This is a genomic window from Serratia sp. HNCC26DJ244, from assembly GCF_057180565.1.
On record NZ_JBXUGO010000013.1, the window covers coordinates 1 to 21,101 of the forward strand.

Sequence of the window (21,101 nt, forward strand, 5' to 3'; positions counted from 1 at the left end):
GCCGCGATAGCTGCTTTGCGCGGGTCTGGTTGAGCTTCCGCTTCCGTGCTTTCTGGCTGCTCTGCTTGTGGCTCAGCTTTCTTGGCTTTAGCCCTTGCCAATGCGGCGGCAATAGCTGCCTGGCGCGGATCATCAGCGGGCGTGTCAGCCTGGTTGGTATCAGGGAGCTGCTCGGCTTTACGTGCGCGTATTTGCGCCTTAAGCGCTGCACGGCCGGCAATAGCGGTACTATTGTCAGGTTCACCGCCAGTGATGATAATCGGAGTATCCCCGACATGTTTAGCTTGAACTCGAGCCAGGGCTGCCTGAACCTTTGCTTGGTCACTGCTATTCGATTTTGCTGCTGCTTGCTGATGGCGTGTTTCCCGTGCCACTTTTTCCCGCGCTAAACGGGTTTGTTTGGCTTCATAACGGGCTTTGGCAGCAGCAGTTCGTACTGCTTCCTGATCCAAGGCTCTGATCTCAGCCTTTTCCTGGCGGTAATACTGCACCAGCGGAATATTGCTGGGGCAAACATAAGCACAGGCACCACATTCAATACAGTCAAACAGATGATGATTACGCGCTTTCTCATGTTCTTCACCACGGCTAAACCAGTAGAGTTGCTGTGGTAACAAACCGGCTGGGCAGGCATCAACACACAAGGCACAACGGATACAAGATTGCTCCGCTTCTTGTGGTGCCATCTCGTTGGCCGTAGGTGCCAGGATACAGTTACTGATTTTCACAATCGGCACGTTAAGTTGCGGTAGGGTAAAGCCCATTAGTGGCCCGCCCATAATAACGCTTTGCCGAGGTTGCGGTTGATAGCCGCCAATATTCAGCAGGTGCTGTACAGGCGTGCCAATGCGTGCCCAGACATTGCCCGGTTGACTCATGGCTTCGCCAGTTAATGTCACCACACGCTCAATCAGTGGTTCACCGTCTATAATGGCACGCTTAATGGCAAAGGCGGTGCCGACATTTTGCATCAGCACGCCAATGGCCGAGGAGTGCTTACCATGGGGGACTTCTTTACCCGTCAGGATCTTGGTTAGCTGCTTGGCACCACCGGAAGGGTACTTGGTGGGAATTACCTGCAAGGTAATATCACGCTGTTGACCAAGGGCTTTTTTTAATGCCGCAATAGCTTGTGGTTTATTGTCTTCAATACCGATCAACGTCACCTTGGGTTGCAGTAGGTGGCGTAAAATTTGCGTGCCTTCAATGATTTGATCGGCGTGCTCTTGCATCAGGCGATCATCGGCGGTGATATAGGGCTCACATTCAGCAGCGTTGAGGATCAGTGTTTCCACTTTATCCGCACCGCCCTGCAGTTTACTGGCGGTGGGGAAACCCGCTCCACCCAAGCCAGCTATTCCGGCCTGGTGGATACGTTGGATTAGCTCATCGGCATCCCATTGATGGTAATCGGCGATTGGTGACAGTGGGCACCAGCGATCTTCACCATCAGGTTGCAGAATGACACAGAGTTCAGGCAAGCCAGAAGGGTGAGCAGTGATATGGGGCTCAATAGCGCGGATCATCCCTGATGTCGGGGCATGTACCGGCAGTGTTCGCCCATGTCCGAAGGTCAGAGGCTGGCCTTTTAATACCGAATCACCGATTTTAACCCGTAGCTCACCTTCAGGCCCCAGGTGTTGCTGCAATGGGACGATAAAAATATCAGGTAGAGGCACCGTACGAAGAGGCACACTATTCGATTGGCTTTTCATTTCGGGTGGATGAATCCCCCCAGTGAAATCCCAAATCTTTCCTTTTTTCGCGCGGCTAAACAGATTAAACATGTGGCTCCACGGGGATCACGCGCAGTGGAATGGTTTTCATATCCCATTTCCAGGTGGCGGTAGTGGTGGTGACCGGTATCATTTCAATACAATCCGTCGGACAGGGGGCAACGCACAAATCGCAGCCAGTACAAAGGTCGGCGATCACGGTATGCATCGCCCGGGTTGCCCCTACAATGGCATCTACCGGGCAGGCTTGGATACATTTGGTGCAACCAATGCAGTTGGCTTCATCAATAAAAGCCACGGTGCGGATTGGTACGGCCACCGCCTCGCCGCCATCAAGGGGTTGCGGGTCAATATTGAGCAATTCAGCCAGTTTGAGCATCACTGCCTCACCACCAGGCGCACATTTGTTGATCATCTCGCCATTGGCCACCGCTTCGGCATAGGGGCGGCAACCAGGATAACCACATTGACCACACTGACTTTGCGGCAGAATCTCATCGACCTGTTCGGCAAGGGGATCCTCTGCCACTGCAAACCGGTGTGAAGCAAAACCCAGCACCACGCCAAATAGCAGCCCTAACAGGCTTAATGCGATAATCGCAATCCATAACGCGCTCATCAGAATTTCACCAATCCGGTAAAGCCCATAAAGGCCAAGGACATCAGCCCGGCAGTGATCAGCGCAATAGACGAACCGCGGAAGGGGGCGGGGACATCAGCAACCGCCAAACGCTCACGAATAGCAGCAAACAGCACCATCACCAAGGAGAAACCGGCGGCGGCACTAAAGCCATAGACGGCAGACTGCAGAAAATTATAACCCAGGTTAACGTTCAGCAAAGCGACACCCAGCACCGCGCAGTTGGTGGTGATCAACGGCAGGAAAATCCCCAGCAGACGATACAGTGCCGGGCTGGTTTTTCTCACCATCATCTCAGTAAATTGCACCACCACCGCGATCACCAAAATGAAGGATAGGGTGCGCAGATACACCAGATCCAGCGGGATCAGGATCAAACTGTTAATCAACCAGGCAGAGATAGAGGCCAGTGTCATGACGAAAGTCGTCGCCATGCCCATGCCTATGGCACTTTCCAGCTTGCTGGAAACACCCATAAAAGGACACAGCCCCAGAAATTTCACCAGGACAAAATTATTCACTAGCACGGTGCCAACGAACAGGAGCAGGTATTCGGTCATTGCGATGCCTAAAAAATAAAAGCCGCCTATTATCGGAAATTGGCGGCGTAACAACAACACTTGAATTGTAGGGTTATGGCTCTTTTTGTCGGTTTTGCTGAAAATAGTGCGGTTAATTAAGTTAAATGAGCCGATAGACGGCGACGCTGCCAAGTTCAGGTGACAGCAAACGTCGCCGGAAAGGGATTAACGCTCAGCACCATTGCTGGCGATTAACTGCTGATACCAGAAGAAGCTCTTCTTGCGTTGGCGAGACAGCCCCTTGTTATGGTCGACATAAACAAAGCCGTATTGCTTCTGGAAGCCATTGAGCCAACTCAGTAGATCGATAAATGACCATGGGTAGTAACCGCGAACATCAGCCCCTTGTTTGATGGCATCTTCAACCGCGCTGATATGCTGGTTCAGATAATCGATACGCGCATCATCCACCACTTCACCGTTGATAATAGGGTCTTTGGCACCCAGGCCATTCTCGGTAATGTAGAGTGGGATATCACCATAGCGTGCCTTGATGTTCATAATGCCTTCGGTCAGGCCCTGTGGGTAAATCTCCCAGTCCCAATCGGTATACACGCCGTGAGGGTTGCGGACGAACTTGAATAGCCCTTTAAAGCCAAATTCGTTGCCTTGCTGGTGACCACTGCCTTTTTCACCGGTGGTATTCATACTCAGGTGTGAGTCCTGATGATTGGCGGCAATGGTTTCACGCTTGTAGTAGTTCAAGCCAATAAAGTCGCAAATATTGTCACGTAATAGTTGTTCATCACCAGGGGCAAACAGCGGCACTCCCCATATGGTTTGAGCTTGAGCCAGCAGTTCTGCCGGGTATTCACCTTTCAGCACCGGATCATAGAACCAATGGGTAAAGATCCCTTCGGCCAGTTGATAGGCGGCAAGGTCATCTGCCGATTGGCTGAGTGGCGTATGGGTCTGCAGTACATTAACGAAGCCGATTTGGCCTTCAATGCCACTGGTGCGAAAGGCGGCGACGGCTTTGGCGTGCGCGACAAAAACATGATGGCAGGCTTGTATCGCTCGTGCGGGGTTTTTTACACCCGGTGGATGCCCGCCGGTAATATAACCAAAGCCGATAAAGCATACGGTTTCATTGAAGGTTGACCAGAGTTTGACGCGCTTGCCATAACGCTCGTAACACAGGCGGGCATACTCTTCAAACGCCTCTGCGGTACTGCGTGCTTCCCAGCCACCTTCATCTTGTAATGCTTGCGGTAAATCCCAGTGATAAAGCGTAATCATCGGCTCAATGTTATGTTCCAGCAGGGCATCAATCAGGTCACTGTAGAACTTGACGCCCGCTTCATTGATCTCGCCCCGTCCTTGTGGCAACAGACGTGGCCAGGAGATAGAAAAGCGATAGCTCTGCAAGCCCATTTCTGCCATCAAGGCCACATCTTCACGGAAACGATGATAGTGATCGACAGCGACATCACCATTGGTGCCCTGATAGGTGGTGCCAGGCAGGTGGGAAAAGGTATCCCAGATAGATAGGCCCTTGCCATCGCTGTTGTAGGCCCCTTCAACTTGATACGCTGCGCTAGCGGCACCCCAAAGGAAGGATTTTGGAAAAGCAGTCATAACCTCTTACTCCACATCTCGTTGGATAATAAAAATTGAGTCTAGTTTAGGGGGGATGCGCTGAGGATTACAACCGGTTTCTGAAACCGGTTTCAATTTTTTAAATAATGAGTGCTATTCAAATTACAGTCAGTAGAGGATTATGCAGGTTTAATGGCGCCGTTGCTTATCGGCAACTGATATACACTTAGCGATAGCATTGTTCTGTTATGAGGACTCAAAATGACCGAAAAAATCCATGTTGGCCTGGTCGGTTATGGCTATGCCAGTAAGACTTTCCATGCCCCATTGATTGTTGCAACCCCTGGGATGGAGTTGACCGCGGTTTCTAGTAGTGATGCCGGTAAAGTTCATGCGGATTGGCCCACCATGAAAGTGGTGAGTGATCCGCAGGTATTGTTTAATGATCCCACGATTGATCTGATTGTTATTCCGACCCCGAATGAGACCCATTTCCCGTTGGCACAGCAGGCGATGGCCGCCGGTAAACATGTGGTGGTGGATAAACCGTTTACGGTGACGTTGTCACAAGCGCAACAGTTACAGCAGCAAGCAGAACAGTGCGGGCTACTACTTTCGGTGTTTCATAATCGCCGTTGGGACAGTGATTTTCTGACCTTGAAAGCATTGCTAAAAGAGGGCTCGCTCGGGGAAGTGGTCTACTTTGAATCTCATTTTGATCGCTTTCGGCCAGAAGTTCGCCAGCGTTGGCGCGAGCAAGGCGGGCCGGGCAGTGGGTTATGGTACGATCTGGCTCCACACTTAATTGACCAGACGCTGCAACTGTTTGGCACGCCGCAAACGCTGTTTGTTGACCTTGGGGAGTTGCGCCCCGGTGCACAATCAGTGGATTACTTCCATGCAGTGCTAACTTATGCCAATCGCCGTGTGGTGCTGCACAGTAGCATGCTGGCGGCGGCAGAAAGCCCGCGCTATGTGGTCCATGGCATTCAAGGCAGTTTTGTTAAATTTGGACTCGACCCACAAGAAGATCGGTTGAAAGCCGGTGAACGCTTGCCACAAGCAGATTGGGGTTATGATATGCGTGATGGTGTGGTGACGTTGTCACTTGATGGGGTGTTAACAGAGAAACCTTTACTGACCATTCCGGGTAACTATCCTGCCTATTATGCTGCGGTGCGTGATGCCATCAACGGTGAGGGGGTTAACCCGGTAACGGCGAATGAAGCGATCAAAGTGATGGAGCTGATTGAACTGGGTATTGACTCTGCCCGGCAGCAAAAAACACTGCCGATAGTTTAAGTGGCAGTATAAGTTATATAATAATCAGCTTATCAAAGGGTTCGGTTTGAACCCTTTTTTATGTACGCTGCTTAAGTGTATTGAGGGTATAGGTAGCTTTTATGATAACCGATCATCCAGCGGTCCGAACCCATGGGATAGGCCATTAATTTCAAGGTAGGGTGTTAAATGTCCTGGTTGCAGCGCCTACGTATCGATAGATTTTTGCTGGTTCTGATTATAGTGGTGATTCTTGCTTCACTGTTTCCTTGCCAGGGGGCTTGGAAAACGTTCTTTGAGCATCTCACTACTGCCGCTATCGCTTTGTTGTTCTTTATGCATGGGGCAAAACTTTCCCGTGCCGCAGTTATTGCCGGGATCAGCCATTGGCGGTTACACCTACTGGTGTTGTTCAGTACTTTTGCGCTATTTCCGTTGCTGGGGCTGAGTATGGAATTCTTGGTGCCAGATTATCTTTCCCCGACGGTTTATCTCGGCTTTCTCTATTTATGTGCCTTGCCTGCCACGGTTCAATCGGCGATAGCATTTACCTCTGTTGCCGGGGGAAATGTGGCGGCGGCGATTTGTAGTGCGTCTGCCTCTAGTCTTTTGGGCGTGTTTCTTTCACCGTTGCTGGTGGGGGCGCTAATGCATGCCCAAGGGGAAGGAACGGATATCTGGCAGGCCATTGGCGCCATTATTTTGCAGCTGATGGTGCCCTTTATTATCGGCCACCTGTCGCGACCACTGATTGCCAAGTGGGTTGAGCGGCATCGTAAATTAATTAATCTCACTGACCGCTCATCAATCTTGCTGGTGGTGTACACCGCGTTTAGTGCCGCAGTCGTTGAAGGGATCTGGCAGCGTATTGATGGCTGGTCATTGCTGATGATTGTGATTATGTCAATGCTGCTGCTAACGGTGGTACTGATTTTCAACACTTATATTGCGCGCTGGCTCGGTTTTAATACCGCCGATGAGATCACCATCGTGTTTTGTGGTTCGAAAAAGAGTCTGGCCAATGGTATTCCGATGGCCAATGTCCTGTTCTCGGCATCTGCCGTTGGAGCTATGGTATTACCCTTAATGATCTTCCACCAGATACAGTTAATGGTGTGCGCGGTACTGGCGCAACGTTATGCGCGCAAGACGGCGCAGCAGCAGGCAGACGCAGAGGTAGGGAAATAACTTGTCAGCGCATTCAACCGAAGGAGCCTCTATGGGCAAAGTGATCGAGATTTTACAGTACCGATTACGGGTGGGAAGTGGAGAACGCTTTCACCATATAATGCAACATAACAGTGTGCCATTGCATTTAACATCAGGCATTACTGTGCTTGAGTATGGTATTTCATTGCATGCCGCCGATGCCTACTATTTGATTCGTTTGTTTGATGGCATGGAGGAAATGGAGCAGGTACTGCATGATTTCTATCACAGCCAAGCCTGGCGAGAAGGGCCGCGAACAGAGATTGTGTCATTGATTGAGGAAAGTCATCGAGTGGTATTGCCTTATCATTCAGGATTGATTCGCTGATTTAAGGTCGATTAATCATCACGAAGGCATCTCGGCAACTATCCCTTTTATTTAGCTGATTGTTTAGCTGAGTCACCTAACCGGATGAGATAGCGTGTCAGCAAAAAACTGTGGTAAACCCTCGCCCTAATTGAAATGCGGGCGAGGAGTTCAGTAGTAAGTTGACGATGTTTTTAGCTGCTGGCTAACAGAAAATTCAAGGCATTAATCAATTTATCTACACCCGCCGCTACTTTGCTGCGTGGGCAACCGACATTCAGGCGCACAAAACCGCGCCCCTCTTCGCCATAGGTAAAGCCCGGCATAATGGCCACTTTCTCGCGCTCAATCAGAACCTGTTGCAACTGTTGGTCATCAATCGCCAGTGGACGCAAATCTATCCATGCCAAATAAGTGGCCTGCGGTGGTTGCCAGTTAAGCTGTGGAAAGGCCAGATTAAGGCGCTCGGCGACATAAGCCAGATTTGCTTGCAGATAATCGCGCAGTGCATCTAGCCAAGGCTCACCATGACGATAGGCGGCAATATGGGCGATAAGTGCCATCACCGCTGGTGATGAGATAGCATCACGGTTTTTCAGTGCACGGGTATAGCTTTCACGGGTGTAATCATCACTGATCAAGCCATAAGCCCCGGTGAGAGCCGGAATATTGAACGCCTTAGAAGCTGAAGTCAGTAATGCCCAAGGGGGGGTGGCAACCTGGCTCCATGGGATATGTTGCTGTCCGTTCCAAACCATATCCATATGGATCTCGTCACTGATCACCTTGACCTTATAGCGTTCACAGAGTGTCGCCATCTGCGCCAACTCCTGCTGGGTCCAAACTTTGCCGGTAGGGTTGTGTGGGCTGCACAGCAGCAAGATCCGGGTTTGTGGTAACGCCAGTAGGGCTTCCAACTGGGCCATATCACAGTGCCAATCATTACCCACTTTGTGCAATGGGCAAGGGAGTATTTGACGCTGATTGCCTGCCACCACTTTATAGAACCCATCATAAGCCGGGGTATGGGTAACCACAAACTCACCTGGTGCCGACCAGATGCGTACCAACTGCGCCACCATGTAAATCACCGATGGGCCATACACCGCTAGATGAGTATCAATTGCGCAATGAAAACGCTGTTGGTACCAGTGCCTGATGGCACCGAGAAAGTCTTCATGCTGCCAACGGCTATAGCCCAGCACACCATGTTGCAGGCGTTGTTGCAGGGCTTGAAGAATGCAAGGGGCGGTGGCGAAGTCCATATCGGAGATAGTAAATGGGAGCAGATCGGCGCTGCCAAAACGGTCAGCAACATAGTCCCACTGGGTGCACCAAGTACCATGGCGATCAACCGGGGTGGAAAAATCAAACATGTAAAACTCCGGGCAACGGCGCAGCAATGCTGCGCCTGAAAGAAATTATGCGCTAGTCATCAAATAGTCTAATTCATCTTTCACGGATTGTACTTGTGGGCCGATCACCACTTGCAGATTGTGATCATTGAGATGAACCACACCAATGGCACGGTTGGCTTTGAGTAGCGAGTCATCCACTTTGCTCATATCGTTAACCGACAAACGCAACCGGGTGATACAGTTGTCCAAGGAGATAATATTCTCTTTACCGCCGAGAGCCAGCAGGATAGCGGGCACATTATAACCGGACTTACCGACGTTGCCCGTTGATACCGTCTGTGACGCACTGGTGTCATTATCACGGCCCGGTGTTTTAATATTAAAACGCTGGATGGCGAAGCGGAAAATAGCGTAGTACATAACGAACCAGATGGCGGCCACAACTGGCACCCAATACCACTTGGTGGCAGTACCATGCAGAATACCAAACACCACAAAGTCAATGATATTGCCATCGGTATTACCAATAGTCACCCCGAGCAGCGCCATCACGGTGAAACCGAGGCCAGTCAACACTGCGTGGATCAAATAGAGGAATGGTGCAACAAACAGGAACAGGAATTCGATTGGCTCTGTGGTGCCACCCACGACACAAGCAACGACGCCGGAAATTAATAATCCTTTGATTTTATGACGGTTCTCTGGTTTTGCACAGTGATACATGGCTAAAGCAGCCCCTGGCAGTCCACCAAGGAAGGCCGGCATTTTACCTTGTGACAGGAAGCGAGTGGCGCTCTCGGCAAAGCCATGAGTGGTTGGACAAGAGAGTTGTGCCTGGAAAATGGTCAACGCGCCACTCACTTCACGGCCACAGACTTCCAGCGTTCCCCCCGCTTCGGTAAAGCGGATCAGTGCCACCAGAATATGGTGCAAGCCAAATGGCAGCAGTAGACGTTCACCGGAGCCAAAGATCATCGGGCCAAACGCCCCTGCACTGTTGATCATATTCCCCAGCCCGTTGATTCCCATGGCAAACCATGGCCAAATTAATGGGATCGCCAGCCCACAAAGGCCCAACACCACGGTGGTAACGATAGGCACAAACCGGGTACCACCGAAAAATGCCAGTGCATCAGGCAGGCGGATGGTATTAAAACGTTCATGCAACAGATAAACGATGACACCGACGATCACCGCCCCCAAGATCCCGGTATCGATGGATTGGATACCTAAAATATTCTGGATATTGTTGGCTTTCAGTATCAGTGGGTCAGTGGTCGGTAGAATCCCGGCGGTAGTCAGATAGAAGTTGGTTGCCAGGTTAAGCACGGCAAAACCAACAAAGCCAGAGAAGGCGGCAACGCCTTTGTTTTCACGCGCCATACCCAATGGAATGGCGATAGCAAACATCACCGGCAGGAAGCTAAAGGCAAAAGAACCGATTTTGCTCATCCAGGTGAACAGTAACTGGAACGCCGGATGGTTGAGCGCCGGGAGCAGGGTAATAACATCTCGGCTACTGAGGGAACTGCCGATCCCCAGCATGATGCCGCAGAAGGAAAGCAGTGCGACGGGCAACATGAATGTCTTGCCCAGGCTCTGGAAGAACTCCCAAAGCGTAATTTTTTGTTTTTTGGGTGCGGGCATAACCGATAACTCCTGGCAAAAAAATACGCAACAATGTGCGTGCTCTATTAGGTAAAAAATAAGATAAAAGGTTTTACCTACTAAAAATGCGCTAATAATCACAAATGTGAATCATCTTTTTGCTGTCTCAGCCGCAATATCAGTAAATCGTTTTACTGCGTAAAGAAATTCGGTATACCATTTGTCGTCAGCGAGAGAAGCACTCCGATATGGCTTGGCAGAGGCTATAACCATCAAAAAGATCACTATCACTGAAGTTGCCCAATTGGCTGGGGTATCCGTTACCACCGTCTCGTTAGTCCTGAGTGGTAAAGGGCGTATTTCTCCGGCCACCATGATGCGTGTTAATCAGGCCATCGAGCAGCTTGGCTATGTCCGTAATCGTCAGGCGGCGACATTACGTGGCGGAGCGTCAGGCATAGTGGGGTTGATTCTGCGTGATATCAGTGAACCTTTTTATGCTGAGGTGACAGCAGGCTTGAGTGAGGTGCTGGAAGCTCATGGCAAGGTGCTGTTTCTGACGCAGAGTGGCCGAGATGGTAAGGGCTTAAGGCGCTGTTTTGATACGCTGCTGGAGCAGGGTGTGGATGGGATGGTTTTGGCCGGCGGGCTGCGTTCTGTGAGCGGCTTGCAAGAAAAAGCGGCAGAGCAGGGGGTGCCACTGGTGTGCGCTGCACGATCTAATGGCCTGGAAGGGGTAGATGTAGTGCGGCCAGATAATATGCAGGCGGCCAAGATGGCGACCGAGTTTTTAATCAAGCGCGGTCATAGCCAAATTGCCTATTTAGGTGGGAAGAGCGATTCTTTGACCCGGGCTGAACGTTTAGGCGGGTTCTGTGCCACGCTGGTGCAGTATGGTTTGCCATTTCGCACGGAGTGGATTGTGGAATGCGATTGCCATCAACGCATAGCGGCGCAAGCCGCCGAAAACCTATTAAGTCAGTACCCGAATATTAGTGCGCTGGTATGTCATAAGGCCTCTGTGGCATTGGGGGCTTATTTTGGTATTGTGCGCAGTGGCCGTAATATTGGTTCCGAAGGCCTAGACAGTTTTTATACTCAGCAGGTGGCATTGATTGGTTTTGGGGATGTCCCCGAAGCTGAGTTAACGGAACCGCCGCTGACGTTTATCTCTAACTCGGCGCGCGATGTCGGCCGCAGTGCTGCTAGCCGTTTGTTGCAACGTATTGATAACGATCAGTTACCACCACAAAGCGTGATATTGCAACCCACATTGATCAAACGCGGATCCGCTTGATCTACCTGTATATTGAGTGAGGCCCAAAAACCTTACAGCCAGCCGCGACAGTTGCATTGACGACAAAAACAGTTAAGGGCCCAATGTGGGCCCTTAATGTATTGTTATAGTGGTACCGGTGAATTATGCCGATCAGAATGTGGCGCTCTAATTCACTCTAGCCCATCATTACCGCCAAACGCACCGAGCTGGCGAGAAAGGTCTTGCAGTGACATTTTGTTGCCATTGAGCTCAATCTGATTGTCGGCATAATTGAAGCTGCTGCTGATTACCCCATCTTTTTCCGTCGTCAGTTTGAACATCTGCCCCATTGCCGACAAGCTTTGCACTTGCTGTTGTGCAAATTTCTGCGCGTCTTCAGCACTATAACCTTGCAGTTTTGCTGCCTGGGTAGTGGTTTCTATTGCCATTGCCATAGGGATGGAGAGGTTGGCTTCAATTTTCTTGAATGTACGGGCGAATTTTTGCTCTGGATCTTCTGTTGGTGTAGCAAACTGTGCCTGATCCTGGAAAGCAACATTCAAATTAAAGCTGCTTTCACCTTGACTGTTTTTCCAACTCAACGGGGCAATAGCGATGCTTGGGTTACCTTTCAGCAATAGTGGCAGATTCTTCAGTAGAATCGTTCTGGCCTCTTCCTGATAAGCCACTGGATCTATCTCTTGGCTATCTTTCAACAAAGTCATGGCTTGCTGATTGTATTGCTCAGAGAATTCTTTTAGGGCTTTAGCATCCAGATTATCAACTTTCAGTAACAACTTAGCAGAACCAAAGTCCATATCCTGAACTTTTACCCCATCCAACGTATAACTGAGTTGGCCTGCCAAATTTGAGCCTTGTTCATCAAATTTACTGCCCAGGTTGAAGCCTTCCACTGACATTAACGTTTTACCGTCAACGGCCACTGCAAACTGCTTGACGCCCATATTCTGGTTACCGAGAGTCATGTTAGATTGACCTAGATGAGTATCAACGTTGAGTGTAACGCCTTGTATGGTCACTTGTTCATTTTGCCCCAACGCACTGGGCCCGCTAATGGTGAGGTTGTCACTATTGGCATCCAGTTTCAGGGTTTTCATATCACGGCCCATATCCGCATTAATCTGTGCACCACTGAATTTCAGTAACACTTTATCTTTGGTGAACTCAAGAGGGATAACGTCAGCAACGGTGTTAATAGCACCACTATAGGAAACACGTGAATTAGCGCTAAACAGCGATTTACCCTTAGTGATCTCAAACAAAGGTTTCACTTTCGCGGTGTTTTCCAATTCGGTGTAAACCGAAGCCATGCTTGGCAGCAGGTGGAGTCTTTTCAGTTGGCTCAGTGGGAAAGGGCCATGGTCAATAGTTTCGATAAATGCAATTTCATCACCGGGCTTCAATAATGCATTATCGCTGGTGCTATTTGTACGGAGAACATAGCGCATCTGGCTACTGAAAATACCGCGCTGATAGTTTTCAGCACTGAGCTTAAGACCCGCTTTCGGTAGGTAATCGTTCAATTGGTTATTGGCATTAGCGACCACTTCACCCATTCGTTGTTCAATTAGCTTACCGGTGTACCAAGAGGCCCCGGTCCATGCAGCACCAAGAACCACAATGATACTGACTGCAACGACTGATTTTTTCATAGTTCCGTTTATCCTTTCTAAGGCCAACTAATACAAAAAATGGCTGGGCAAAATGAGTCTGTAGGCAATAAACACCTGAAGACAGCTATTGTGAAGCTAATTAAATCATCTTGGCAACTAATTTGCCTTGCGTAGTTGCCAAAGTTTAGCTGAATTATTGCAATGTATTATAAACACGGGCGATACGGCCGCTACCGGCGACGTTAACGGGTGATTCAAAGGCAGCAATATAACAGGATTCACCTGGCTGCAATATGATCTGTTGCTCCTGTTTTTCCAATGTAGCTTCGCCTTCCAGGCAGAAGACAATAGCCGCACTTTGTTGCGCTAACGGTTGTGCTGTCGCCGTGAGGTGGTGTAATGAGAAGGCGAAGTCTTCAACCGGAACCGGGAATAATAACTCATCGCCATGGCTTTCAGCTTGCGTCAATAACGAGGATGCAGCTTGTGGCCGGAACTGCAGGTTAGCCAATAACTCAGGGATATCGATAAATTTAGGCGTCAACCCGGCACGCAAAACGTTATCTGAGTTGGCCATCACCTCCAGCGCGACACCATTGAGGTAAGCATGTGGGGTTTCTGCATAAAGGAACATGGCTTCCCCTGGGGCCAGCTTAACCACATTGAGCAGCAATGGGGAGAACAAGCCGCTGTCATCTGGATAAAAAGCGGCGATAAAGCGAATGGTGTCCCAAGGCTCACCTTGCTGGTTTTTCAGCGTACTATTTAGTACTGATAGTGCTTGTGCTTTTTGCTCGCCACTCATGGCTAGCAGACTGGCAAACAAAGTTGTCAGATGAGCAATATCCGGTTGTTGCAAAAATGATGCGATATCAGGATGCGCTGCGGAGAGGGGTTGCAGCAGGGAAGCAATATCATCCAGTTCACGAAAGCCATTCATCGCCAGGAATGGCGTCAAAGCAAACACCAGTTCCGGTTTGTGATTGGGATCTTTATAGTTGCGCTCAGCAGCATCAAGAGGGATGCCCGCCGCATTTTCTTTGGCGTAGCCTATTTCAGCGGCACGCTTGCTGGGGTGAACCTGGATCGACAGTGGTTGGTCGGCACATAGCACTTTAAACAGGAACGGTAATTCGCCAAATCGTTGGGCCACTTCGGTTCCCAACTGTTTAGCAGGGTCGCTATCAATCACTGCGCGTAATGAACAGAAATTTCCTGCGGCATCAGCGAGTTGAGAGCTGCTCTTCGGGTGTGCTCCCATCCACAATTCCGCCATGGGTTTACACGAAGGATTGGCAATGCCATACAAGCGAGTTAATGCATCAACACTACCCCAAGCATAGTTTTGGATTGCATTGGTCATTTTTTGCATGAGTGATACCTACTTTTAAAAAAATTGTGTTAAGTAAACAATGTGCTGTGGTTGTATTGCAAGTCGATATATTTAAAAAAGTCTATTACTCAATATGTCAATAAGAGTGATTCTTATTTAATGTTGTGCATTTTGACTAATTTTGTTGAGATAGATAGGGATCCATTTATCTAACTAGATAGATTTAAGTGACGATGTCACATTTGTCGTGTCATTAAGAACATGTTGTTGACTGTAGGGGCGTTAGTTAATGCTATTCAACCAATACAAGGATGGAAGGAAGAGATGACACGAACTCAACGTCTGCTTGGCTTGATGCAGATTTTGCGCCGCCACCGTTATCCGGTGACTGGGCAGAGTTTGGCGCAGGAGCTGGGAATCAGTATGCGTACTTTGTACCGTGATATTGCAACTTTACAACAGCAGGGGGCAGACATCACCGGGGAGGCGGGGGTTGGCTATATCTTGCGGCCTGGCTTTATGCTCCCGCCGTTGATGTTTTCCCAGCATGAAATTGAAGCGCTGGTATTGGGAATGCGTTGGGTAGAACAACGGGGGGATAGTCAACTTGCCTCTGCGGCGACGGATGCATTGGCCAAGATTGCCTCAGTATTACCTGTAGAGTTACGGGAAGAACTGAATGCCAATACCTTGTTGATAGGCCCTGTTTCTATTACTCATGTTGACGATGAGCTATTGATGTCAGTGCGTAAAGCGATTCACCAGGAGTGTAAAATTGCCGTGGCGTATTGCGATAGCAACGGTAACAGCAGTGAAAGAACGCTATGGCCCTTTGCTATAGGTTATTTCGAACAGGTAAGGATCCTGATGGCGTGGTGTGAACTGCGAGGTTCTCTGCGCCATTTTCGTTTTGACCGCATTAGCCGTATTGCACTGTCTTCGCAGCGTTATCCGCAAGGGCGTAGATCCTTGATGAAGCTATGGCGGGAACGCGAATGTAATGAGCATACTGCTGGCAAAAATTGACAGCGAAGCAGAGTAGCGTCTAAGGCGCTTAATTATCAGTTACTGGTCGGTATATAAATGCAAACGTTTGACCACAAGCCTGAGTGGCTCGGCATCCGGTTTGTATTTGTGTTTTACTGTTGCAGCATCGTAATTGGGTAACGCACCAATTTTGGGTGTTTTCTGCTGACAGAATGCAATCAGCGGCAGTGGGCAGGGGTGTTGTACCTGTTTCTGCTGTTGCTGATACCAGACCCGTGCGATGGGTTGCACTTTCACGGGCCGTTTGATTTTTAATCTTGCCTGTTGTGGTAAGCGGCTAACATCATCGATTTCACGGCTCACTAATTCTGCCCATTGTTCACGGTTAAAGGGGGGAACGGCACGGCCTGCTTTTAAGCTTTTTTCCAATTGGGCAACGATATCATCACGCTTCACATTCTTGATGATGTGCTTATTGGCCCAACCAAAGCGCACTGAATCTGGGTCAGTGAGTAGGGTGATTGCCCGATAGGCGCTGAGGGTAATCAATCCGTGTAGCTGATCATGGACAAAGTCAAAACGTTGTTCTGGTGTCAGCCCAGACTCGACAGTAATAATCTGTTCGAGCTCGGCCTTTAACTGGTTAATCAATGCAATCTGCTGCCGTAACGCCACGCAACCGTTGTCATCAACAGCCAGGCAAATAACACCAGGTAGACGGACTGCGGCTTTGCTGCTGGTCGATGATTGATGATGATGGATAAACAACCGCTGATACTGCTGTAGAGCTAAATCCCGCGCCACCTGACCAACCTCTTGCACAACCTCGATTTTCTCTATGCTGTCATGCTCTTTGCCTTTCTCGATTTGCGGTAGGGTGAATACCCGAGCTGCTAACAAGGGTAATGACTGAATTTGTTGGCTCAGTTCGATTAACGCTTGTTCTAGCGTATTAAAACAACTGTTCATCCGGCCTATTAGTGTATATTTATTCATCATTCACGTATTTTAGTTACAACATACATTGTAAGATAACACAATCAAGGCGCTAACATTCGCTATTGTGACCTCATGTAAATAATACCTGGTCCAAGCTGAGTAGGGGAAAAAAGGAGGGATTGAGCGAACGGTATCCCGATATCTTTACCGGTTAAGCCCCATTCACTCAACCTGCTATTTATGAAAACCTGATGTTCATGAAAACCTAATGTTTAGCTCACCAAGCCCCTCGATGGAGGAGGTCACCTTATCCCCTGATTTGAGCCAGCGCCGTTGTTCACGCGGTACTTTCTGCCCCCAAATCACCCCAGGCGGCGTCCCGGTGAATAGAATATCCCCCGGTTCGATAGTCATAATGCTCGTCACGTAATGGATGAGTTGCTGGCAATTGAAAATCATCTCCTCAGTGCTGCTGTCTTGGCGTAATTCACCATTCATCCAGGTCTTCAACCGTAGTACATTGGGGTTGGGAACTAAATTTCGGCTGACCAGCCACGGTCCGATAGGGGCAAAACCATCCGATGTTTTTCCGGCGGTAAACTGCGAGGTGATATTCTGCAACCCGCGAGCGCTAATATCATTACCTACGGCATACCCCGCCAGCACGGATAAAGCATCGGCTTCCGCTACCTGATGACAGCGCTTGGCAAAAACCAGCACCAGTTCAGTTTCGTAGTCAAATTCATGGTCAATATGTGTCGGGAGGTGCACCACGCCCTGGTTACTGTTCAACGCGTTGGCAAATTTGCTAAACAGTGGCGGGGCTTTGGGCACCGGAGCACCAATTTCCGCCGCATGGGAGCGATAGTTGAACCCCACGCAGATGATCTTGCCTGGACGAGTCACCAGTGGGGCGAAATCAACCTCGGTCACTTCAATTGCCGCATGATCCGCAGAGGATCGAATACGCTCGACAATCGCCCTGACATCCGCCGCACGCTGATTCTGCAGTAAATCGTCAATATCTGATGGTGCAGGCAGGCCAAATATCGCTCCAGCTTGGGTTATGTTGACGATTTTACCGTCAATTTCTGCCCCGACAGCGAATCCACCGTTACACCTAAGATTGGTGAGACGAAGACCAAGCTCACTAACATCAGAAGATCTCTTTACACAATCCATATCTACACCTGAAAGATAAGCCCCCATAACCCTAAGGCCAGGGGGTGGGGTTAAATACGCGCAGCTTCCGGCAGTTTGTTCAGATAATAGGCAACCAATATGCTGAGGAATAACATCAGACTGATAAAAGTGACCACACCTAACCAGCCAAAACTGTGCCAGAATACACCGCCCAGGGTACCGGCAATACTTGAGCCAACGTAAAAACTGAATAAATATAGCGACGAGGCTTGTCCTTTGGCTCGACGCGCTCTACGACCAATCCAGCTACTCGCCACCGAATGAGCAGCGAAAAAGCCAGCGGTAAACAGCAGCATGCCGATAAATACCAGTACGATGGGGGAGAAGGCAGTAATGATTACGCCCATCAGCATAATCAAAATAGACGCTAGCAACACCGGTCCGCGCCCAAAGCGAGAGGTTAATGCTCCCGCCTTAGGTGAACTGTATGAGCCAATAAGGTAAACCACCGACAAAAAGCCAACCACGGCCTGGCTGAGATGGTAAGGATCATCCAGCAGGCGATAACCAATATAGTTAAACAGGGTTACAAAGCTCCCCATCAACAAAAAACCTGCAGCAAACAGCAGTGGCAACCCTTGGTCATGTAAGTGCAATTTAAAATTAACCAGTAGGGTACGGGGTCGTAACGATGTCGCGCGGAAATGTTTGGAAGCCGGCAGAATACGCCAGAACAGTGTTGCTAACACCAGGGCGGTAAGCCCAATTACCGCCAGTGCGATGCGCCAGGAGAAAAAGTCGCTAAGTACCCCGGTAATCAACCGTCCGCTCATACCCCCAATAGAGTTACCGCTGATAAACAATCCCATGGAAAAGGCGACAACCCCAGGATGGATCTCTTCGCTCAAGTAGGTCATGCCTACCGCCGCCACTCCGCTTAATGAAAGCCCAATCAGTGCTCGCATCAATAAAATACCGTGCCAACTGGTCATAAAAGCGCAGATTAAGGTGAAGATAGCGGCCAGAAACAGGGCTATCACCATGACCGATTTACGGCCAATCGCATCCGATAACGGCCCGGTAAACAGCAGGCCAACAGCTAACAAGCCTGTAGACAATGAGAGAGAAAGGCTACTTTCCGCTGGGGTAACCCCAAAATCTTGCGAAAGCACCGGCAGGATAGGTTGCACGCAATACAGTAACGCAAAGGTTGCCAGACCCGCAGAGAACAGCGCCAAGGTGACGAGCATAAACTGTGGCGTTCCCCGTTCAATATAAGGCAGTTTATTCGGTGTTGAACATTTACTGTCAGACACTGTTGCTACGTTGTCACTTTCAGGTGGCGTTAACGGCAAACTAGCCGCAGCACGCGGAGGGGTAATCACAGCATTTCCTTACCGAGTTCGGTGATCATTCGGGTGGCAAGATATCGCTTTACTCGGTCGCCACACGACCTGCAACTTGAACTAATTCGGGTATAAAAAACAGATTCTGATTTACAAAATAGTATTGAATAGGCCGTTTTTTGTCTAATCAAATTGATCCCTGCGCGTAAGTGAAATTTTTTTGCCGTGATAACATGCAATTTGTGCTGTTAATCGCATAACGAATCAAGGAGTAATAGTTGACGCTGTATACCAAAAGCCCCACCATAGCCCTTAGTCTTTATTTAGAAGCGCGAAAAATAGCGGGGGCAGGTTTGTGATTATGGATGGGCAACCTGGACATATTGATCAAATCAAACAAATAAATGCTGGCGCCGTTTATCGGTTGATCGATCAACGGGGGGCGATTTCGCGAATCGAGTTGTCCAAGTTGGCACAGCTTGCACCTGCCAGTATTACCAAGATTGTACGTGAGTTGCTGGAAGCTCACCTGGTCAAAGAGACCGAATATCAGGAAGTAGGGAGTCGTGGCCGCCCGGCTATCGGATTAGTGCTAGATACCGACGCTTGGCATTATCTTTCTGTGCGTATCAGCCTCGGCACTATTACCTTAGCGCTGCGCGATCTCAGTAGCAAAATGGTGGTGGAGGAGTTGTTGCCACTGAAAGCTGAGCAATCGGAATCGCTACTGCAACATATTGTCGACGAAATCGACAGCTTCTTTATTCGTCACCAAAATAAACTCGAACGTTTAACTGCCATCGCCATTACGCTTCCCGGTATGATTGATGCCGCTGCCGGGGTGGTTCATCGTATGCCGTTTTATCAAGTCGATGAGATGGCATTGGGGCCCGCACTTGAAAAACGCACCGGCCTGCCGGTTTATCTGCAACATGATATTTGTGCTTGGACCATGGCAGAGGCGTTGTTCGGGGCCTCTCGTGGTACCCAGAACGTCATTCAGGTGGTGATTGACCATAACGTGGGTGCTGGAGTGATCACCAATGGGCGAGTGTTGCATGCCGGTAGCCGTAGTGTGGTAGAGATTGGGCATACGCAGGTTGATCCTTACGGTAAACGTTGTTACTGCGGTAACCATGGTTGCCTGGAAACCGTAGCCAGTATCGATAATATGCTGGAAATTGCTCAACAGCGCTTGGCAGGTGCACACTCATCAATACTTCAAGGTATGGAACTCACGGTAGAATCGCTGTGCGATGCAGCGCTAGCGGGTGACCAATTGGCCAAGGATATTATTCTGGGTGTAGGGCATAGTGTCGGGCGTATCGTGGCGATTATGGTCAACTTATTTAACCCAGAAAAGATTCTGGTTGGCTCACCGTTAAACCGCGCGGCTGAGATTCTCTATCCTGCTATCATCTCCTGCATCCGCCAACAATCTTTACCCGCTTATAGTGAACATTTGAAGGTTGAATCCACGCTGTTTTTTAACCAGGGCACCATGCCTGGAGCAGCACTGGTGAAAGAGGCGTTGTATAATGGTTCATTACTGATCAAATTATTACAAGGGTAATATTACATCACTTTGCCAATTGCAGAGGGGCAAATCCCGCTCACTTTCTATCCACTATTATAATCAGCTGTTATCAAAGACCTTTATCGCTGCAACAGAAAGTGAAAGCACTAGCAGGAATTAAGGACAATAGTGGGGCCACCAAGTTCTTGGTTTGATGATCTTGGTTTTATGAGCCACGCTTTGGAAGGATTAAAAACAAAGGGTCGGGAAGTTTATGGGAAGGCCAATGTTTAGTGTAAGTTTTTGTCACATTGGCCCTTAATCCACTCAGGCGGTTTCTAGTTGACTACATCCAATGATTTTACCCACAAATAACGTCCTGCAGCGCCAGTATCAACTTCACCCATCAATCGAACTCGGGTTTGTGGGCTTACGTCACGACCGCGCCAAACGGAACTTTCTATCTCGACGCGCAAAGTTCCAGAGTCATCACGGAAAGTAAAATAGTCCTCACGTTGGTGTGCAACAATATAACCAGTCAGAGTAATATAACTTCCTACCCGTGCACTCATGGCTTGCTGTACAGTACTGGTTTGGCCAGTTACGCTAGGCCCTGTGAAATTGGCTGAAGCATTAACCGCAAAAAGAGTACCTAATAACATAATGATAGATAAAACTTTCTTCAT

At 49.2% G+C, this 21,101-nt stretch carries 18 protein-coding genes; 6 read left to right on the forward strand and 12 right to left on the reverse strand.

Features of this window, described 5'->3' with window-relative positions:
• From rsxC to AC2A06_RS11795, 4 genes are all read right to left on the reverse strand, one after another.
• Positions 1–1,787, reverse strand: a 1,787-nt coding sequence (gene rsxC / locus AC2A06_RS11780; RefSeq protein WP_484380388.1) for an electron transport complex subunit RsxC, incomplete at its 3' end; no start/stop codon positions are given.
• Positions 1,780–2,355 carry an electron transport complex subunit RsxB gene (rsxB, locus tag AC2A06_RS11785; protein ID WP_484380389.1) on the reverse strand — a complete coding sequence of 192 codons (576 nt, stop codon included), beginning with the start codon at positions 2,353–2,355 and terminating at the stop codon, positions 1,780–1,782. The genes rsxC and rsxB, both read right to left, overlap by 8 nt.
• Entirely contained in the window at positions 2,355–2,936 is a 582-nt protein-coding gene (gene rsxA / locus AC2A06_RS11790; RefSeq protein ID WP_484380390.1) for an electron transport complex subunit RsxA, read from the reverse strand. Before rsxA ends, rsxB begins: the two co-directional genes overlap by 1 nt.
• Before the next feature lie 186 nt (positions 2,937–3,122).
• Entirely contained in the window at positions 3,123–4,535 is a 1,413-nt protein-coding gene (locus AC2A06_RS11795) for a glycoside hydrolase family 1 protein (RefSeq protein WP_484380391.1), read from the reverse strand.
• 222 nt (positions 4,536–4,757) lie between these two features.
• On the opposite strand from AC2A06_RS11795, the gene AC2A06_RS11800 reads away from it, so the two are divergent.
• The 3 genes from AC2A06_RS11800 (at position 4,758) to AC2A06_RS11810 (ending at position 7,314) form a co-directional block, all read left to right on the forward strand.
• On the forward strand, positions 4,758–5,798 hold the full coding sequence (locus AC2A06_RS11800) for an oxidoreductase (RefSeq protein WP_484380392.1): 1,041 nt from the start codon (positions 4,758–4,760) through the stop codon (positions 5,796–5,798).
• A gap of 168 nt (positions 5,799–5,966) precedes the next feature.
• Positions 5,967–6,965: a bile acid:sodium symporter family protein gene (locus AC2A06_RS11805; RefSeq protein WP_484380393.1), complete on the forward strand. Its 999-nt coding sequence runs from the start codon at positions 5,967–5,969 to the stop codon at positions 6,963–6,965.
• Between the two features lie 31 nt (positions 6,966–6,996).
• Positions 6,997–7,314, forward strand: a complete 318-nt coding sequence (locus tag AC2A06_RS11810; protein ID WP_484380394.1) for an NIPSNAP family protein — start codon at positions 6,997–6,999, stop codon at positions 7,312–7,314.
• A 173-nt stretch (positions 7,315–7,487) separates the two neighbouring features.
• Here AC2A06_RS11810 and AC2A06_RS11815 read toward each other — a convergent pair whose 3' ends face one another.
• Positions 7,488–8,669 (reverse strand): MalY/PatB family protein, encoded by a 1,182-nt coding sequence (locus AC2A06_RS11815; protein ID WP_484380395.1) that lies wholly within the window; start codon positions 8,667–8,669, stop codon positions 7,488–7,490.
• Between the two features lie 45 nt (positions 8,670–8,714).
• Complete coding sequence (gene malX, locus AC2A06_RS11820; protein ID WP_484380396.1) at positions 8,715–10,298, reverse strand: maltose/glucose-specific PTS transporter subunit IIBC; 1,584 nt, start codon at positions 10,296–10,298, stop codon at positions 8,715–8,717.
• Between the two features lie 226 nt (positions 10,299–10,524).
• Between malX and AC2A06_RS11825 the strand changes: the two genes are divergently transcribed.
• Positions 10,525–11,556: a Mal regulon transcriptional regulator MalI gene (locus AC2A06_RS11825; protein ID WP_037386059.1), complete on the forward strand. Its 1,032-nt coding sequence runs from the start codon at positions 10,525–10,527 to the stop codon at positions 11,554–11,556.
• Positions 11,557–11,708: 152 nt separating this feature from the next.
• Here the strand turns inward: AC2A06_RS11825 and AC2A06_RS11830 are convergent, their stop codons facing one another.
• Positions 11,709–13,190 (reverse strand): YdgA family protein, encoded by a 1,482-nt coding sequence (locus AC2A06_RS11830; protein WP_484380397.1) that lies wholly within the window; start codon positions 13,188–13,190, stop codon positions 11,709–11,711.
• A gap of 154 nt (positions 13,191–13,344) precedes the next feature.
• Positions 13,345–14,523, reverse strand: a complete 1,179-nt coding sequence (manA, locus tag AC2A06_RS11835; protein WP_484380398.1) for a mannose-6-phosphate isomerase — start codon at positions 14,521–14,523, stop codon at positions 13,345–13,347.
• Between the two features lie 285 nt (positions 14,524–14,808).
• On the opposite strand from manA, the gene AC2A06_RS11840 reads away from it, so the two are divergent.
• Positions 14,809–15,510, forward strand: coding sequence for a helix-turn-helix transcriptional regulator (locus AC2A06_RS11840; protein ID WP_484380399.1), 702 nt, complete (start codon positions 14,809–14,811; stop codon positions 15,508–15,510).
• Between the two features lie 39 nt (positions 15,511–15,549).
• Here the strand turns inward: AC2A06_RS11840 and tus are convergent, their stop codons facing one another.
• The 3 genes from tus to AC2A06_RS11855 all read right to left on the reverse strand — a co-directional run bounded on the left by tus (position 15,550) and on the right by AC2A06_RS11855 (position 18,938).
• Entirely contained in the window at positions 15,550–16,467 is a 918-nt protein-coding gene (tus, locus tag AC2A06_RS11845; RefSeq protein ID WP_484380464.1) for a DNA replication terminus site-binding protein, read from the reverse strand.
• A gap of 198 nt (positions 16,468–16,665) precedes the next feature.
• Positions 16,666–17,592 carry a fumarylacetoacetate hydrolase family protein gene (locus tag AC2A06_RS11850; protein ID WP_484380400.1) on the reverse strand — a complete coding sequence of 309 codons (927 nt, stop codon included), beginning with the start codon at positions 17,590–17,592 and terminating at the stop codon, positions 16,666–16,668.
• A gap of 50 nt (positions 17,593–17,642) precedes the next feature.
• Positions 17,643–18,938, reverse strand: a complete 1,296-nt coding sequence (locus AC2A06_RS11855; protein ID WP_484380401.1) for an MFS transporter — start codon at positions 18,936–18,938, stop codon at positions 17,643–17,645.
• Positions 18,939–19,254: 316 nt separating this feature from the next.
• Here AC2A06_RS11855 and mlc point away from each other — a divergent pair, with 316 nt between their 5' ends.
• On the forward strand, positions 19,255–20,472 hold the full coding sequence (gene mlc, locus AC2A06_RS11860) for a sugar metabolism global transcriptional regulator Mlc (RefSeq protein WP_484380402.1): 1,218 nt from the start codon (positions 19,255–19,257) through the stop codon (positions 20,470–20,472).
• Between the two features lie 281 nt (positions 20,473–20,753).
• On the opposite strand, the gene AC2A06_RS11865 is transcribed toward mlc, so the two are convergent.
• The gene (locus AC2A06_RS11865) at positions 20,754–21,101 is read right to left on the reverse strand and encodes a YgiW/YdeI family stress tolerance OB fold protein (RefSeq protein WP_484380403.1); all 348 of its coding nucleotides are present in this window, start codon (positions 21,099–21,101) and stop codon (positions 20,754–20,756) included.

Bases quoted from the DNA above. Each gene is read 5' to 3' on its own strand.
- AC2A06_RS11805 (WP_484380393.1), top strand. From the start codon at position 5,967: ATGTCCTGGTTGCAGCGCCTACGTATCGATAGATTTTTGCTGGTTCTG.
- manA (WP_484380398.1), bottom strand. From the start codon at position 14,523: ATGCAAAAAATGACCAATGCAATCCAAAACTATGCTTGGGGTAGTGTT.
- AC2A06_RS11830 (WP_484380397.1), bottom strand. From the start codon at position 13,190: ATGAAAAAATCAGTCGTTGCAGTCAGTATCATTGTGGTTCTTGGTGCT.
- AC2A06_RS11865 (WP_484380403.1), bottom strand. From the start codon at position 21,101: ATGAAGAAAGTTTTATCTATCATTATGTTATTAGGTACTCTTTTTGCG.
- AC2A06_RS11815 (WP_484380395.1), bottom strand. From the start codon at position 8,669: ATGTTTGATTTTTCCACCCCGGTTGATCGCCATGGTACTTGGTGCACC.
- AC2A06_RS11800 (WP_484380392.1), top strand. From the start codon at position 4,758: ATGACCGAAAAAATCCATGTTGGCCTGGTCGGTTATGGCTATGCCAGT.
- AC2A06_RS11795 (WP_484380391.1), bottom strand. From the start codon at position 4,535: ATGACTGCTTTTCCAAAATCCTTCCTTTGGGGTGCCGCTAGCGCAGCG.
- malX (WP_484380396.1), bottom strand. From the start codon at position 10,298: ATGCCCGCACCCAAAAAACAAAAAATTACGCTTTGGGAGTTCTTCCAG.
- AC2A06_RS11850 (WP_484380400.1), bottom strand. From the start codon at position 17,592: ATGGATTGTGTAAAGAGATCTTCTGATGTTAGTGAGCTTGGTCTTCGT.
- rsxA (WP_484380390.1), bottom strand. From the start codon at position 2,936: ATGACCGAATACCTGCTCCTGTTCGTTGGCACCGTGCTAGTGAATAAT.
- AC2A06_RS11810 (WP_484380394.1), top strand. From the start codon at position 6,997: ATGGGCAAAGTGATCGAGATTTTACAGTACCGATTACGGGTGGGAAGT.
- tus (WP_484380464.1), bottom strand. From the start codon at position 16,467: ATGAATAAATATACACTAATAGGCCGGATGAACAGTTGTTTTAATACG.
- AC2A06_RS11840 (WP_484380399.1), top strand. From the start codon at position 14,809: ATGACACGAACTCAACGTCTGCTTGGCTTGATGCAGATTTTGCGCCGC.
- rsxB (WP_484380389.1), bottom strand. From the start codon at position 2,355: ATGAGCGCGTTATGGATTGCGATTATCGCATTAAGCCTGTTAGGGCTG.